12 protein-coding genes are annotated in these 14271 nt (G+C 63.3%); 5 read left to right on the top strand and 7 right to left on the bottom strand.

The annotated features are described in order from the left end of the window. Positions 1 to 105 precede the first annotated feature (105 nt). The 4 genes from FJ430_RS29755 to FJ430_RS29740 are packed head-to-tail and all read left to right on the top strand — an operon-like array spanning position 106 to position 4072. Complete coding sequence (locus tag FJ430_RS29755; protein WP_140643787.1) at positions 106 to 1251, top strand: acyl-CoA dehydrogenase family protein; 1146 nt, start codon at positions 106 to 108, stop codon at positions 1249 to 1251. After that, complete coding sequence (locus tag FJ430_RS29750) at positions 1248 to 2030, top strand: 3-ketoacyl-ACP reductase (protein WP_140709015.1); 783 nt, start codon at positions 1248 to 1250, stop codon at positions 2028 to 2030. The genes FJ430_RS29755 and FJ430_RS29750 overlap by 4 nt, the downstream gene beginning before the upstream one ends. Before the next feature lie 24 nt (positions 2031 to 2054). Then, positions 2055 to 3203 (top strand): dihydrodipicolinate synthase family protein, encoded by a 1149-nt coding sequence (locus FJ430_RS29745; RefSeq protein WP_140709017.1) that lies wholly within the window; start codon positions 2055 to 2057, stop codon positions 3201 to 3203. Between the two features lie 8 nt (positions 3204 to 3211). Beyond that, a complete protein-coding gene (locus FJ430_RS29740; RefSeq protein WP_140709019.1) occupies positions 3212 to 4072 on the top strand; it encodes a sugar phosphate isomerase/epimerase family protein in 861 nt (286 codons plus the stop codon). A 213-nt stretch (positions 4073 to 4285) separates the two neighbouring features. On the opposite strand, the gene FJ430_RS29735 is transcribed toward FJ430_RS29740, so the two are convergent. Then, complete coding sequence (locus FJ430_RS29735) at positions 4286 to 5056, bottom strand: enoyl-CoA hydratase/isomerase family protein (RefSeq protein WP_140709021.1); 771 nt, start codon at positions 5054 to 5056, stop codon at positions 4286 to 4288. After that, entirely contained in the window at positions 5053 to 6624 is a 1572-nt protein-coding gene (locus tag FJ430_RS29730) for an acyl CoA:acetate/3-ketoacid CoA transferase (RefSeq protein ID WP_140709023.1), read from the bottom strand. The genes FJ430_RS29735 and FJ430_RS29730 overlap by 4 nt, the downstream gene beginning before the upstream one ends. Before the next feature lie 113 nt (positions 6625 to 6737). On the opposite strand from FJ430_RS29730, the gene FJ430_RS29725 reads away from it, so the two are divergent. Further along, positions 6738 to 7559 (top strand): aldo/keto reductase, encoded by an 822-nt coding sequence (locus FJ430_RS29725; protein ID WP_140709025.1) that lies wholly within the window; start codon positions 6738 to 6740, stop codon positions 7557 to 7559. 46 nt (positions 7560 to 7605) lie between these two features. On the opposite strand, the gene FJ430_RS29720 is transcribed toward FJ430_RS29725, so the two are convergent. The 5 genes from FJ430_RS29720 to FJ430_RS29700 all read right to left on the bottom strand — a co-directional run bounded on the left by FJ430_RS29720 (position 7606) and on the right by FJ430_RS29700 (position 14267). Beyond that, positions 7606 to 9210: a GMC family oxidoreductase gene (locus FJ430_RS29720; RefSeq protein ID WP_140709026.1), complete on the bottom strand. Its 1605-nt coding sequence runs from the start codon at positions 9208 to 9210 to the stop codon at positions 7606 to 7608. Further along, positions 9210 to 10706: an aldehyde dehydrogenase family protein gene (locus tag FJ430_RS29715; protein WP_140709029.1), complete on the bottom strand. Its 1497-nt coding sequence runs from the start codon at positions 10704 to 10706 to the stop codon at positions 9210 to 9212. Before FJ430_RS29715 ends, FJ430_RS29720 begins: the two co-directional genes overlap by 1 nt. A 65-nt stretch (positions 10707 to 10771) precedes the next feature. Further along, on the bottom strand, positions 10772 to 11803 hold the full coding sequence (locus FJ430_RS29710) for a zinc-dependent alcohol dehydrogenase (protein WP_140709031.1): 1032 nt from the start codon (positions 11801 to 11803) through the stop codon (positions 10772 to 10774). Between the two features lie 8 nt (positions 11804 to 11811). Beyond that, positions 11812 to 12753, bottom strand: a complete 942-nt coding sequence (locus tag FJ430_RS29705) for an ABC transporter permease (RefSeq protein WP_140643808.1) — start codon at positions 12751 to 12753, stop codon at positions 11812 to 11814. 8 nt (positions 12754 to 12761) lie between these two features. Then, positions 12762 to 14267 carry a sugar ABC transporter ATP-binding protein gene (locus FJ430_RS29700; protein WP_140709033.1) on the bottom strand — a complete coding sequence of 502 codons (1506 nt, stop codon included), beginning with the start codon at positions 14265 to 14267 and terminating at the stop codon, positions 12762 to 12764. Positions 14268 to 14271: the final 4 nt, after the last annotated feature.

Here is a 14271-nt window from a genome sequence, read left to right as displayed (position 1 = left end):
AAGCACTTGATAGCGGCAACGCCTCGCGATGCAAAAGTCCGCCGCTTGACGTCGGCGGCGATTCCGGCATAGTAGTAACTAGATAGTTACATACGGAGGTCGACCGTGCCGCTGAGCGAAACGCAGCAGCAGGTGCGCGAGATGGCGCGCCAATTTGCCGAGGATGTCATTCGTCCGGTTGCCGAGGCGCTCGATCGGGATGAGCGCTTTCCCGGCGAGATATATGAGCAGATGGGTGAGCTCGGTCTCTTCGGGATAGGCGTCCCGGAGGCCATGGGCGGCCCCGGCTTCGACACGCTTACCTATGCGCTGGTGATGGAGGAACTGTCGCGCGGCTATGCGTCCGTCGCCGATCAATGCGGCCTCGTCGAGCTGATCAGCACCTTGCTTGTTCAGCATGGCACCGAGGCGCAGCGGCAGCAGTGGCTGGGGCCTGCGATGCGCGCCGAGAAGAAGGCTGCCTACTGCATCACCGAGCCTGAAGCCGGCACCGATGTTTCCGGGATACGCACCACCGCAAGGCGCGACGGGGACGGGTGGCGACTGAACGGCGGCAAGATCTGGATCCACAATGCACCGGTCGCGGACGTCGGTTTCGTGCTGGCGCGCACCGACAAGCATGCGGGCCATCGCGGCATGTCGATCTTCATCGTCGATCTGCATGCCAACGGAATAGAGCGCGGGCCGAAGGAACATAAGATGGGTCAGCGGGCCAGCCAGGTCGGCGCGCTCAATTTCAACGACGTCGTTCTGGGTCCTGAAGCGCTGCTGGGAGAAGAAGGCCGCGGCTTCCACATGATGATGAGCGTGCTCGACAAGGGGCGTGTGGGCATAGCCTCGCTGGCCGTCGGCATTGCGCAGGCCGGGCTCGAGGCCGCGGTCGACTATGCCCAGCAACGGCGTCAGTTCGGCAAGCCGATTGCCGACTTCCAGGGCGTGCAATGGCTGCTTGCCGACATGGCAAAGGACATCGAGGCGGCTCGTCTGCTTGTGCGCAGCGCCGCCGAGAAGATCGATGCGGGGGAAAATGCAACCAAGGCCTGCTCGATCGCCAAATGTTTCGCGGGAGACATAGCCGTGGCGCGCACCGCCGATGCCGTGCAGGTCTTCGGCGGTTCCGGCTACATACGCGGCTTCGAGGTCGAGCGCCTCTATCGGGACGCCAAGATCACGCAGATCTATGAAGGCACCAACCAGATCCAGCGCATGATCATCGCCCGCGAGCTCCTCAAGCATGGAGCCCGGGCGTGAGTGCCGGATCGCGTCATGCGGCTTTCGTCACGGGATCGAGCCGCGGCATCGGGCTTGCGGCGGCATTGGAGCTCGCACGGCGCGGATTCGGCGTGGCCCTCAACGGCCCGGCCGACGACGAGGAATTGAAATCCGCCGAAGCCGCGGTCGCCGCGCTCGGTGTTCCGGTCGCGCGCATCGCGGGCGATGTCGCCAATCTGAGTGCGCACGAAAGCATGCTTGACGCCGTCGAGGCCGCCATCGGGCCGCTGTCGACGCTGATCAACAATGCCGGCGTGTCGGTCATCTCGCGTGGCGACCCGCTCGACGTGACGGAAGAGAGCTATGACCGCTGTCAGGCAATCAACACGAAGGCGCAGTTCTTCCTGTCGCAACGCTGGGCCAGGCGGCTGGTCGCCCGCAGGCGCGATGACGGCCGCTTCTACAGCCTGATCAACGTCTCCTCTTCCAATGCCACGGCGGTGGCCGAGCCCCGGGCCGAATATTGTGTATCGAAGGCGGGATCTGCCATGGTCAGCCAGGTCTTTGCGGTCCGCCTTGGCCGCGAGAACATCGCCGTCTACGACATCAGGCCTGGTCTGATCGAGACGGCGATGACCAGGGCGGTCAGCGAAACCTACCGACGCCGCATCGACGAGGAGGGACTGACATTGATCCGCCGCCTCGGCAAGCCGGAAGATGTCGGCCGCGTCATGGCGACGCTCGCCACTGGCGAGCTGCCATATACGACCGGCCATGTCATTGCCGTCGATGCGGGTATGTTGGTGCCGCGGTTCTGACTGCGCAGCGCCAGGGAGAACGCCATGATCATCCAACTGCCGGACACCACAGGCAGACTTTCCGATTATCGGCTGCAGGGCAAAGCGATTCCGGCCACGCGGTTGCCTCCCGATGCGCCACGCACCGTGCTGTCGGCGGCCCATGTTGTGGCGGATCCTTTCAGCGTGAGCGATCCCGGCGGCCCCGCCGCCATCGACTGGAAGGCCACGATGGCATTCAGGCGCCACCTCGACGGGCTCGGCCTCGGCATCGCCGAAGCAATGGACACCGCGCAACGCGGGATGGGTCTCGACTGGCCTTCGGCTTTGCAGCTCATCCGCAGGACCAAGGAGGAACTGCCGGACGCGCTCGTCTTCAACGGCGCCGGCACCGATCAGCTCGGACCGGCCGATGCACGCTCGCTCGACGATGTCCGCCGAGCCTATTTCGAACAGATCGAGGTCATACAGAAGGTCGGCGGCAGGTTGATAGTCATGGCCAGCCGGGCGCTGGCGGCCGTGGCGCGTTCGCCGGACGACTACATATCGGTGTATCGCGACGTGCTTGCGCGCTGTGACCGCCCGGTGATCCTGCACTGGCTGGGAGAGATGTTCGATCCGGCCCTCAAGGGCTATTGGGGGGCTGACCGCTTCGAGAATGCGCTCGAGACGGTGTTGGCGATCATCGGGGACAACATCGCTAGGATCGACGGCATCAAGATCTCGCTTCTCGACAAGGAGAAGGAAATCGCGATGCGCCGCCGTCTGCCTGCCGGCGTTAAGATGTATACCGGTGACGACTTCAATTATCCGGAACTGATCGCGGGCGACGAGAAGGGGTTCTCGCATGCCCTTCTTGGTATCTTCGATCCTTTGGCGCCGGCCGCCGCCTACGCCATCGACCGGCTCGGTCTGGGCGATACCCAAGGGTTCCACGCCACGCTGGATCCGACCGTACCGCTCGCGCGGCTGATTTTCCGCGCGCCCACGCAATACTACAAGACCGGGGTCGTTTTCCTTGCCTGGCTGAACGGCTTCCAGGACCATTTCATCATGCTCGGAGGCGCTCAGTCGATTCGGCCGCTGCCCTATTTCGTGGAGGTGTTCAAGCTGGCTGACGGATGCGGTCTTCTTGGAGATCCCGAGCTCGCAGCTGGGCGCATGCGCAAGCTGCTTGCCCTTTACGGTCTCTGATCGGCGCCATGCGCGATTTTGCGAAGGATCATTCCGCATTGGCGCTGAATACGGCAACGCTTGGCCACAACCTCGACGGGTACGGTGCGGGCTGGTCGATCGAGCGTGTGCTCGATGCATGCGCCGAACGCGGTTTCGGCGGCATCGTCTTCTGGCGCCGCGAACTCGGCGATCGCGCCATTCAGATAGGTGAACAGGTTCGCGCCGCCGGTCTGAGGGTGGTCGGGCTGTGCCGCGCGCCATATCTCACCGGGCCCCTGGCGCTGCCCGACCGCGAGGCGGTAATGGATGACTTCCGGGCTGCGATCGATATGGCTGCCGGCCTCGGCGCGCCTGTTCTGACCATCGTCGCCGGCGGGGTAGAGCCGGGAACAAAAGGCATCGGCGAAAGCCTCAAGCTGGTTGCGGATCGTGTTGCCGAAGCGGCGCCCTACGCGGCTGTCAGAAACATTCGCCTCGCCATCGAGCCGCTGCATCCGGTTTATGGCGGCGACCGATCCTGCCTGGTGACGATGCGCGACGCGGTCGACCTTTGCGTCGCCGTCGATGCACCCAATGTGGGCGTTGCGGTCGACGTCTACCACGTCTGGTGGGATCGTACGCTGGCCGACGAATTGCTGCGGGTCGGGCCGAGGCGCATTTTCGGCTATCACCTTTGCGATTGGCTGGCGCAGACCCGCGACGTGCTGCTCGACCGCGGCATGATGGGAGACGGCGTGGCCGACCTGAAGGCGATCCGCACGGCGGTGGAAGCGGCTGGCTATGACGGGCCGTGCGAGGTGGAGGTGTTCTCGGCGCGAGACTGGTGGAAGCGTGATCCCGGGGACGTCCTGGACGCATGCGTGGAGCGCTTCTGCTCCGTTTGTTGAAGACGAAGGTTCGACAGCGCTCGCAACCCCGCCCTGGGCAAGGGGACTGTTGCGTGGTCAGCCGCCGCCTGCGAAACAGCCTTCTGCCGCGCTCAGATCGGTCCCGAGATTAATGCATGTCGCGCAAAAGTGTGCAGCGGTTTTGCGATAACGACATGCATGAAAATAAAGCCTTAAAGCGCGTCGCCTGAATCCGCTTCAGCGCGACGCGCTTTAGTCTTTCGGCCGCTGGCTCTTCTGTCGGAAGGCCGCCAGGCCCTGTCGAAGATCCTCGCTGCCGGCGGCGATACGCCCGGCAAGGGCGTCCAGCACGCGCTCGCGCTCCTCGCCTTCAACGGCATTGATGAGCATCTTGGTCAGTTCGACCGCGGTAGCGGACCTGCCTGCAACGACCGCGGCAAGGTCCTCGGCCGCTGCCAGGCCGCGCCCCTTGTCGACGACCTTGTCGACAAGCGACAGTCTCAACGCCTCGTCGGCGGAATAGACTTCACCGAAGATCGACATGCGCCGGATAAGCTGCGGGCCGAAACGGCGGGCCGCGCGCTGGGTTCCTGACCAGCCGGGTATGATTCCGAGGCTGGTCTCGGGCAGACCGATACGGGCGTGGCCTTCCGCAATCCGATAGTCGGCGCAGGACGCCAGCTCCAGGCCTCCGCCGAGGCAGTGTCCGTTCAGGACAGCAATGACCGGCTGCGAAAGCCTGGCGACAGCGTCGAAGCCGGCGTGGCCGTCGCGGATCCAGTGGCGTGCGAACTCCGCTGGACCGAGGGCGCTCCAGGCGGCGACATCGCCGCCCGCGCAGAATGACTTGTCGCCTTCGCCGATCAGGATCAGAACCTTGGCTGCGGAACGCTCCACCGACCTGCACAGCGGGACGAGCGCATCGACCATCGCCGCGTCAAGCGCGTTCAGCTTTTCAGGCCTGCGGATGGTCAACCGTGCGACGGGTCCGTCAATGCTCAGGTCGAGACGAGGGTCGCTCACAACCGCAGCCCTATCGGCTGGTCAAGAAACAGTGCCTCGTCCATCACCTTCAGTTGGGGGGAGACCGAGAGCGGTGTGGCTGCCTGCTGCAGGACGTCACGTTCGAGGTCGAGCCCCGGCGCTATTTCGGTGACGACCAAGCCGTCGGCCGCCAGCCGGATGACGCATCTTTCGGTCACATAGGTGACGTCCTGGCCCTGGCTGCGGGCGCGCGCCCCCGAAAAGCTGACCTGATCCACCTTCGGCACGATCTTGGCGACCTTGCCTTCCTTGTCGATGACCAGATTTCCGTTTTCCAGCCGCATCTTCGCGCCTGCATTGAAATTGCCCGAGAACACGATCTTACGCGCCCGCGAGGTGATGTCCACGAAGCCTCCGGCGCCGGCGGTGCGGTGCGGCGCCGACGAAAGCCGCGAGACATTCACGGACCCGTCGGATCCGATTTCGAGGAACGACAGCAGGGAACAGTCAAAGCTGCCGGCCTGGAAGTATGTGAAAAGGTGCGGGGAAGCGACGAAGGCCTCTGCGTTGGAGGCGCAGCCGAATTTGAAATCGAGCAGCGGCACGCCGCCCACCGGACCTTGTTCTATCACCCAGGTGACGGCGCCGTGCAGGCCCTCCTCGATCAGGATGCGAGGCACGTTGGCGGAGATGCCGAAGCCGATGTTGACGGCCCAGCCCGCTCGAAGCTCCTGCGCGACCCGGCGTGCGATGACCTTGGAGACATTGTATTCAGGCGTACGGAATGTGCGCAGGGGCCGGAACAGTTCGCCCGATATGGCTGGATCGTATGCGGTTCCCGTGGTCTGCAGTTGATCCGGAGCTTCGACAATGAAGTCCACCAGGATTCCGGGGACCCGCACCTCATGCGGCCGCAGCGTGCCTTGAGCCGCGACGCGCTTGACCTGGGCGATGACGATGCCGCCGCAATTGCGCGCCGCAAGCGCCATCTCCATCGCACCGAGGGTTGCCCCTTCCTGCTCGAAGGTAAGGTTTCCCTTCTCGTCCGCCGTCGTCGCCCGGATGATCGCCACGTCCGGCTTGAGGGGTGGGAAGTGGAGCCATGTCTCGCCGTTGAACTCCACGCGCTGCACGATCGGTGACTTCCGTGCCGCGTCGTTCATGGCCCCGCCTTCGAGTGCCGGATCGACAAAGGTGTCCATGCCTACCTTGGTCAACACACCCGGTCGGTGCGCCGCGCCCTCGCGCAGCATGTCGAACACGACGCCTGAGGGGAAATTCCAGGCCGCCACGTCGCCAGCGAGAATGCGCTGCCAGATCAGCGGCGGCTCGGCATTGGTAGGCCCCGATGGATATGAGCCGCCGATGATGCGGCTGATCAATCCCGGCAAGGCGATGTGGTCGACGCCCTTGGTGCCGAACATGTCGCCCGCGGCGATCGGATGGATGGTGGTGATGTTACGGGGTGCCCCTTCGACTGTGAAACGTTTGCCGAGCGCTTCAAGCACGGCGTCCGGACACAGCAGACCGGACGACGAATTGACGGCTACCACCGCTCCGTCGCGAATCTGGGTGACGGCCTCCGCTGCGGACCTGACCTTGCTCACGTTTCCTCTCCACAAAGCTTGAATAAGTAACTAAACAGTTATATCGTTGGTATAACCGCCTGCGGCTTTCAAGGCAAGCTCCGGGCTGACCACAATGAGTGGGAGGGATTTCGATGAATATCATGTTCCAGAAGGCGAACCAGAGAGTGTTCGGGACCTTCCCCCTCAAGGGCGATGCGCTGCGCAACGCGATCGCGGCGGCAATCGACACGGGATACCGCGCCTTCGACACGGCCCAGGCTTACGGCAATGAAGCCGATACAGGCCTGGCCTTGGCCGAGAGCGGCATAGCTCGGGACGAGCTCTGCATCACGACAAAAGTCACCGTGGAGAACTTCTCGCAAGAGCGGTTCATGTCATCCGTCGAACAGTCCTTGCGGGATCTGAAGTTGGATCGTGTCGACATTCTGCTTCTTCACTGGCCGACGCCAGGAGGCGACATCAAGCTCTCGCTTGAACTGCTTCAGGAGGCGCAGGAACGGGGTTTCACCAGCACCATCGGAATTTCGAACTACACAGCGGCGATGATGCGGCAGGCGAGGCAGATCACCGGCGTGCCGCTCGTAACAAATCAGGTGGAATTCCATCCGCTTCTTGACCAGCGCAAACTGCTGGCGGCCGCGAGTGAGACGGGCATCCCTCTATCGTCCTACTGCTCGGTCGCGCGCGGCGAGGTTTTCAAGCATCCGCTTTTCGCCGATATCGGCGCCACATACGGCAAGTCGGCCGCCCAGGTCGCGTTGCGCTGGATCCTGCAGAAGGGTTTGCCGATCAACACGATGTCCACCAAGCCAGGCAACATCCGCTCGAATTTCGACGTGATGGACTTCACCTTGTCGAGCATCGACATGGGCCGCATCGACGCCATGAATGCCGTCGGTTTCCGCGTTGTTGGGAAGCGGCTGATCCCTTATGCCCCGGATTTCGACACCTGAGCGCGCGAACAGGGAGAGCGAGCAGATCCGAAGCGACTGGCAAATGCTAGCGGTTGCTTCGGATCAGGTCCGACGCATGCTCGCCGATCATGATTGTCGCTGCATTGGTGTTTGAGCCGACCAAGGACGGCATTGCCGAGCTATCGCAGATGCGGATGCCATCCAACCCGCGCACTCGCAGGAGAGGGTCGACCACGGACATCGCATCCTTCCCCATCTTACACGTGCAAGTCGGGTGATACGAGGTCCGGCCGTAGCGTCGCGCATAGGCTTCATGGTCTGACTGCGAGCGCACGCTTGTGTCAGGGAAACGGAGCTCCTTGATGAATTTGCGCAGCGACTGCTGATTGAAGATCTCCCGGCTGATCTTGATGCCTTCGACCGATATTCTCAGGTCGTCGGGCTCCGCGAGGAAATTGGGGTCGACGATTGGATTGTCGCGTGGATCCGGCGAGCGGAGCGTCACGCTTCCGCGCGATTTCGGGCGCAGCGTATAGCTGTTCAATGTGATGCCGGACGATCCTTTCGGAACCGACGGCACGCCCGCTTCCGCGCCGGCTCCCGCCAGGAAGTGGAACTGCAGATCGGGAACCGCTCCCGCATGGTTCCCCGAGGAATGCCAGAAGGCGCCGCCCTCGACCACGTTCGACGTTATCGGCCCGGTCCTGAACAGCGTGTACTGGATACCGGCCCACAGCATCCAGTGCGTCTTGTTGTATTTGTCGAGTGAATCGTGGCCTTTCAGCTGGGCCACGATGTCGATGCCAAAATGATCCTGAAGGTTTTGCCCGACACCCGGAAGATCCTGGATCGCTTCGATGCCATGGTGACGAAGGTGATCGGCAGGGCCGACGCCTGACAGCATCATCAGCTTCGGCGTGCCTATCGCCCCGGAGGTGACCAGCACTTCGCTGTCGGCGTTTATGACCTTCAGTGAGCCGCCGACCGAGCATTCGACGCCAACGGCCCGGCGGCCCTTGAAGACGATGCGATGGACCAGGGCTCCTGTGATCAGCGTCAGGTTCGGGCGTGTCAGGGCAGGCTTGAGGTAGCCCACGGCAGCCGAGCAGCGGCGGTTGTTGCGCGTTGTGATCTGGTAGATGCCGGCGCCTTCCTGCTTCGCGCCGTTGAAGTCCGGATTATAGGGCAGCCCGTATTCCTGGCAGCTCTGGACGAATGCGCGCGAGACGACGTTCGGATCTGGTATGTTCGATACGCCGAGCGGTCCGTTGGTGCCGTGCAGCTTGCCGGAGAGTATGCTGTTGCCCTCGGAACGGAGGAAATATTTCCGGACGTCCTTGAACGCCCAGCCGTCCGCGCCTTCCTCGTTCGCCCAGCGGTCGTAATCGGTCTCGTGCCCGCGGGTATAGACCTCGGCATTGATGGACGAACCGCCGCCGAGAACCTTCGCCTGGGCATAAAGAATTTCGCGGTTGTCGGCGTGCTTCTGCGGCGCCGTCACCAGCCCCCAGGTGAGCGGTCCCGTGGTCATCTTGGCGAAGCCGACCGGCATATGGATGTAGGGATGGCTGTCCTTGCCGCCGGCCTCGATGATACAGACCCTTACAGCCGGATTCTCGGACAGGCGCGCAGCAAGCACGCAACCCGAAGAGCCTGCGCCGACGATCACATAGTCGAAACCTGTCGTCATCACTTGATCCAGTGCGCACGCTTGCCGATCTCGATGTGGACGGACTTCACCTGTGTGTATTCCTCCACGCCGTACATTCCGGCCTCTCTTCCCCATCCGGACTGCTTGAACCCGCCGAGCGGCATCTCCGGCCCTCCGGCCATCATCGTGTTCACCCAGAACCGACCGGCGCGCACGCGCCGCGTCACCACCAGCGCCTTGTCTATGTTCTTTGTCCACACGCTGGCAGCCAGGCCATACACCGTATCGTTCGCGAGACTGATGGCCTGCTCGACCGTGTCGAAATGGAAGGACGACAGGACGGGCCCGAAGATTTCGTCGCGAGCAATCGACATCCCGGGTGTGACCCCTGAAAACAACGTTGGCGCGATATACTGGCCGCCGCCAAGATCCAGGGCCTGCCCGCCGGCGACAAGCGTCGCCCCTTCGGCCTTGCCCTTGTCGATATAGCTCAGGATGGTTGAATTCTGCGCATCGGTGGTGATGGCTCCGACCTGCGTCTTCGTCTGCAGCGGATCGCCAACGACTATCTTGGCCATCTTGGCGGCAAGGATTTCCTCAAACTCGCGAGCGACCGAGCGCTCCACGATGACGCGGCTCGACGACACGCAGCACTGGCCCGTGTTGAAGCTTATGCCGAAAGCCGCGCCGTCCGCCGCATCCTCGAGGTCGCTGTCCGCAAAGACGATGATCGGATTCTTGCCGCCCAGCTCCAGGCCGAGCTTCTTGAAGTTCGAGTCGGCTGCCGCATGGACGCATGAGCGTCCGACGGATGTCGATCCGGTAAAAGACAGCATGTCGACATCGGGATGCTCGCTCAAAGCCTGACCAATCGTCCGGCCCGATCCGGTAACGACGTTATAGACGCCGTCCGGCGCGCCGGCTTTGGAAAGGATTTCGCCAAGCAAAAGTGTCGTCGCGGACGTGACCTCGGAAGGTTTGACGACCATGGTGCAGCCGCTGGCGAGGATGAACGGAACGCGTTCGCAAAGGATCAGGAACGGGAAGTTCCATGGTGTGATGAGCCCGACCACGCCGACTGGCTCGCGCAGCACCATGCCGAAAAGGCCGTCGCCGAGACTGTTGAAACTGTCGCCGTGCAACAGCCTTGCGGCGCCCGCGCCGACCTCGAAACAGGCGATGCAGTGATCGATCTCGCCGCGCGCCTGGGAGATCGGCTTGCCGTTCTCGAGGACTTCCCAATAGGCGATTTCATCACGACGGCGGCGCAGAATGTCGGCCGTCCTCAGCAGCACGCCGGCCCGGTCGGCCCCTGGCAGTCCGGCCCACCGGCGATCCTCGAATGCGCGGCGCGCCGCGGCGACGGCGGCATTGAGGTCGTCCACCGTGCATCTGGGCGTAAGCGTCACCGGCACGCCGTGGCCCGGCGACCGGCGCTCGAACATGGCGCCGCCTTTGCGCCAGCATCCGTCCGACCAGAAACCAAATTCGCGCGGTGCATCCGGGAGGGCTGCGCGGTCAGTGAAATCGAGCATGGAATGCCTCCGTTCTGGCGTGCGCCGGCCGTCCGCGATCCGTTGCGGGCGGAACGCGCCGGCGCCTAGTTCAATACGATTTGCGTCTTGAGGTCCTGGGGCCGCTCGGCCAGGGTCTCGAAGGCGCGCTGGATGTCATCGAGCGGGAAAGTCGCGCGTGTGAACGCCTCGGTCCGAAAGCGGCCGTGCGACAAAAGTGTCAGCGCGTCGTGCATGTCTTCTCCCATGCCGGCCACCGAGCCCTTCAGACTGTTCTCCTCGAGGATGGTGCGCAGGATATCGACCGGCACCGTGTCGTGCGGCCCGGTAAGGCCGAAGAAAGCGACATGGCCGCCCTTGCGGATGAGCTCGAAGGCGAGCGCATAGAGCCGTGCGGAGCCGACGCTCTCGATCACCAGGTCCGCCCCCCGTCCACCGGTCCTTTTCAAGACCTCTGCCTTAAGCAGGGCAGGATCGGCAACGGCTGCATCCGCACCGGCTTCAAGGGCAAGACGGCAACGGTCTTCCGACAGGTCCGCGACAATGATTGGGGCGGCGCCGCACAGGCGCATCATCTGGACATGCAGATTGCCGATCGGTCCTGCTCCGAGGATCACGACTGACTGGCCGAAACTCGCGCGCGCCTTGCGCGCGGCGCGCACCACGCAGGACACTGGCTCGGTCAGGGCAAGCACCTGAACCGGCACATGGTCCGGCGCCTCTATGACGAGCCGCGCCGGCACGCAGACATATTCGGCGAACGCGCCGTCGCGCCCGATGCCAACCTGCGTCATCGAGGGGCAGTTGAGGATCTCGTTGCGGCGGCACCAATAGCACTCGCCACAGCCGATATTGACGTCCGCGACGCAGGTCGTGCCTGGCTTGATATGCTTCACACGCTCGCCCGTCGCGGCGACGGTCCCGGCAAACTCGTGGCCAGGCACGAGCGGCAGCCGGTCGGCGGCATAGTGACCGTTGAACATATGGATGTCGGTGCCGCATATGCCGGTCCGCGAGACGCGGATCAAGGCGTCGTCGGGGCCAACCTCGGGTACGGCGACCTCACGCAGATCGAAACGGTGCGGAGCTGTCAGAACGGCCGCGCGCATTGTTGCCATGGCGTGTCTCACTTCACGGTGCGAAGTTTGGAGCGGTCGATGGTCAAAGCGATCGCGACGATCAGCACTAGACCAAAGACCATTTGCTGCTGCGTCGCGGCGATGCCGAAGTAGAGCATCGAGGCGCGGATGACCGCCACGATCAGCGTGCCGATCGCGGTGTTGAGCACACCGCCGACGCCGCCCGTCAGCGGCGTCCCGCCGACAAGCACTGCGACGATGGCCGGCAGAAGGAAGCCGTTGGCAATCGTCGGCGCGCCGCCCGACAGCTTGACGGAAAAGAGTAGCCCGGCCACTGCGGCCAGCGCTCCCGATATGGCAAAGGCGAGGATCTTGTAGCGGGCGACGTTGAGGCCGGACGCGGCTGCGGCCAGTTCGCCGGCGCCCACGGCCTTCAGCGCCCTGCCGAGGATGGTGCGCCGTTCTATGATCAGGCAGATTGCCAGCAGGCCGAGCGCGATGAAGAGCTCGTGCGGCACGATGCCGGTTCGACCGATCATCCAGCCGAAGGTTTCGTTGCGCTGTGTTGCGTCCATGTTCAGGGCTCGATTGCCAGACAGCCATTGCGCCACCGAGAAGCACACGCCGCCGACGGCCAGCGTCGAGATGAAGGAGGGAACGTACATGCGGGTGGTCAGGTAGCCGGAGAGGGTGCCCAGCGCGAAGCCTGCAAGGATGCACAGCGCGGCAACCCATATGCCCAGCGACGCCAGATAGACCGAGGCAACCACGGTGATCATGTTCGCCATCGACTGAGCCGACAGGTCGATGCCGCCGATGTAGATCGCGAAGGTCAGTCCCAGCGCCATGATGAACAGCGGCACGATGTCGCCTGCAAGGCTCAGCAGATTGGCCGGCTTCAGGAAGCTCGGATCGGCGATGCCGACGATCGTCACCAGGACCAAAAGGGTGATCCAGGGGAAGTGTGGCTTGAGGCGTTGGATGTCCATGTGGCCTCTCAGATCATGTAGTGCAGAAGGTCGTAGAGCGTCGGCTTGGAGCCGGGAACGCAGTCGAAGCGCTTCTGGATCTCACCGTCCTTTATGACGACGATGGTGTGGGAAAGGCCGATCGCCTCCTCGAGCGTGTCGGCGACGAGGATGACGCCGACCCCATCGTCGCACATCTCCCTGATCATATCGTACACATCCTCTTTGGCGCCGATATCCAGGCCTCGGGTCGGATGGTCGAGAAGCATGATATCGGAGCCGCCCGACCGCCATTTGGCGAGCACGACCTTCTGCTGGTTGCCTCCGGAGAGGTTGCCGCAATCGGCGTATTCTGAACTTGCCTTGATGGAGAGCTTGCTGATCCACGTCCTGGCAAGGGCACGCTCGTCGGCCACGTCGAGCCAACCCATCCGAGCGTAGCGCGGCATTTGCGAGAGCGTCATATTCTCGTAGACATTCATGCCGGCTACGATCCCTTCGACCTTGCGCTCGCGCGGTACATAGCCAACGCCCCGTTCCACCGCGCCGCGAGCCGTCAGCCCGGGGATGATCTCGCCTTTGATCTTCAGAGTGCCCTTGATGGGCGCGCGCATGCCGTAAATGGTTCGAAGGATCGCTTCGCGGCCGGAGCCCTCGGTGCCGACCAGGCACAGCACCTCGCCGGCATGCAGCGTCAGCGAGATGTCGCGGACCCGTCCGGGCAGGCTGACATCCGACAGCTCGACCAGAGGCTTCGTTGCGTCGTAGGGCTTTTGCCGCTGCTCACGATAATATTCCTTGTCGACGTGGCGGCCGACCATCTTGTGCTGAATCGCCTCCGGCGTCGCCGCGCCGCGCGAGACGACATCGACCACCTGACCGTCCTTCATCACGTAGATTCGGTCCGAGAGCTCCATCACCTCGTCCATGCGATGGGACACGAAGATGAATGAAGCGCGCGCCGTCAGCTCCCGCACGAGCTTGAACAACAGCTTTACCTCTTCCTCCGCCAGCACCGAGGTCGGCTCGTCGAGCAGGACGACCAGGTGACCCTGCACCCGTTCCTCCAGGGTCAGCACCTTGGCCAGTTCCACAAGCTGGCGCTGCGCGAAGGAAAGACTTGAGGTGACCGCGCGCGGGTCGATATCGAGCTTGACCTTGGCGAGCTGCTTCCTGGCGGCTTTGGCCATTGCCTTCCAGTTGACCACGCCCAAGCGCGAAAACTGGTCCTCATAGCCCAGGAAGATGTTCTCCATCACCGACAGGTTGGTGACCAGCGATTGCTCCTGGAACACCATGCCAATGCCCCTTTCCATCGCATCGCGGGGGCCGCTGAACCGCACAGGCTTGCCATCGATGAGGATTTCGCCGCCATCGGGCTGATAGGCGCCGTAAATCACCTTCATGAGCGTCGATTTGCCGGCGCCATTTTCGCCCACCAGCCCGACGATCTCACCGCGACTGATGGAGAAGTCGACGGATTTCAGCGCCCTGACGCCGGGAAACTTCTTTTCGACGGCTCTCAATTCGTACATGGCG

The organism is Mesorhizobium sp. B2-8-5, assembly GCF_006440675.2.
GTDB lineage: Bacteria > Pseudomonadota > Alphaproteobacteria > Rhizobiales > Rhizobiaceae > Mesorhizobium.
Note: the sequence above shows the minus strand (reverse complement) of the source record. Positions and strands in the feature narration are given on the sequence as shown.

Coding starts and splice junctions, on each gene's coding strand:
- FJ430_RS29745 (WP_140709017.1), top strand. CDS start 2,055: ATGATCATCCAACTGCCGGACACCACAGGCAGACTTTCCGATTATCGG.
- FJ430_RS29740 (WP_140709019.1), top strand. CDS start 3,212: ATGCGCGATTTTGCGAAGGATCATTCCGCATTGGCGCTGAATACGGCA.
- FJ430_RS29725 (WP_140709025.1), top strand. CDS start 6,738: ATGAATATCATGTTCCAGAAGGCGAACCAGAGAGTGTTCGGGACCTTC.
- FJ430_RS29720 (WP_140709026.1), bottom strand. CDS start 9,210: ATGACGACAGGTTTCGACTATGTGATCGTCGGCGCAGGCTCTTCGGGT.
- FJ430_RS29715 (WP_140709029.1), bottom strand. CDS start 10,706: ATGCTCGATTTCACTGACCGCGCAGCCCTCCCGGATGCACCGCGCGAA.
- FJ430_RS29710 (WP_140709031.1), bottom strand. CDS start 11,803: ATGGCAACAATGCGCGCGGCCGTTCTGACAGCTCCGCACCGTTTCGAT.
- FJ430_RS29705 (WP_140643808.1), bottom strand. CDS start 12,753: ATGGACATCCAACGCCTCAAGCCACACTTCCCCTGGATCACCCTTTTG.
- FJ430_RS29700 (WP_140709033.1), bottom strand. CDS start 14,267: ATGTACGAATTGAGAGCCGTCGAAAAGAAGTTTCCCGGCGTCAGGGCG.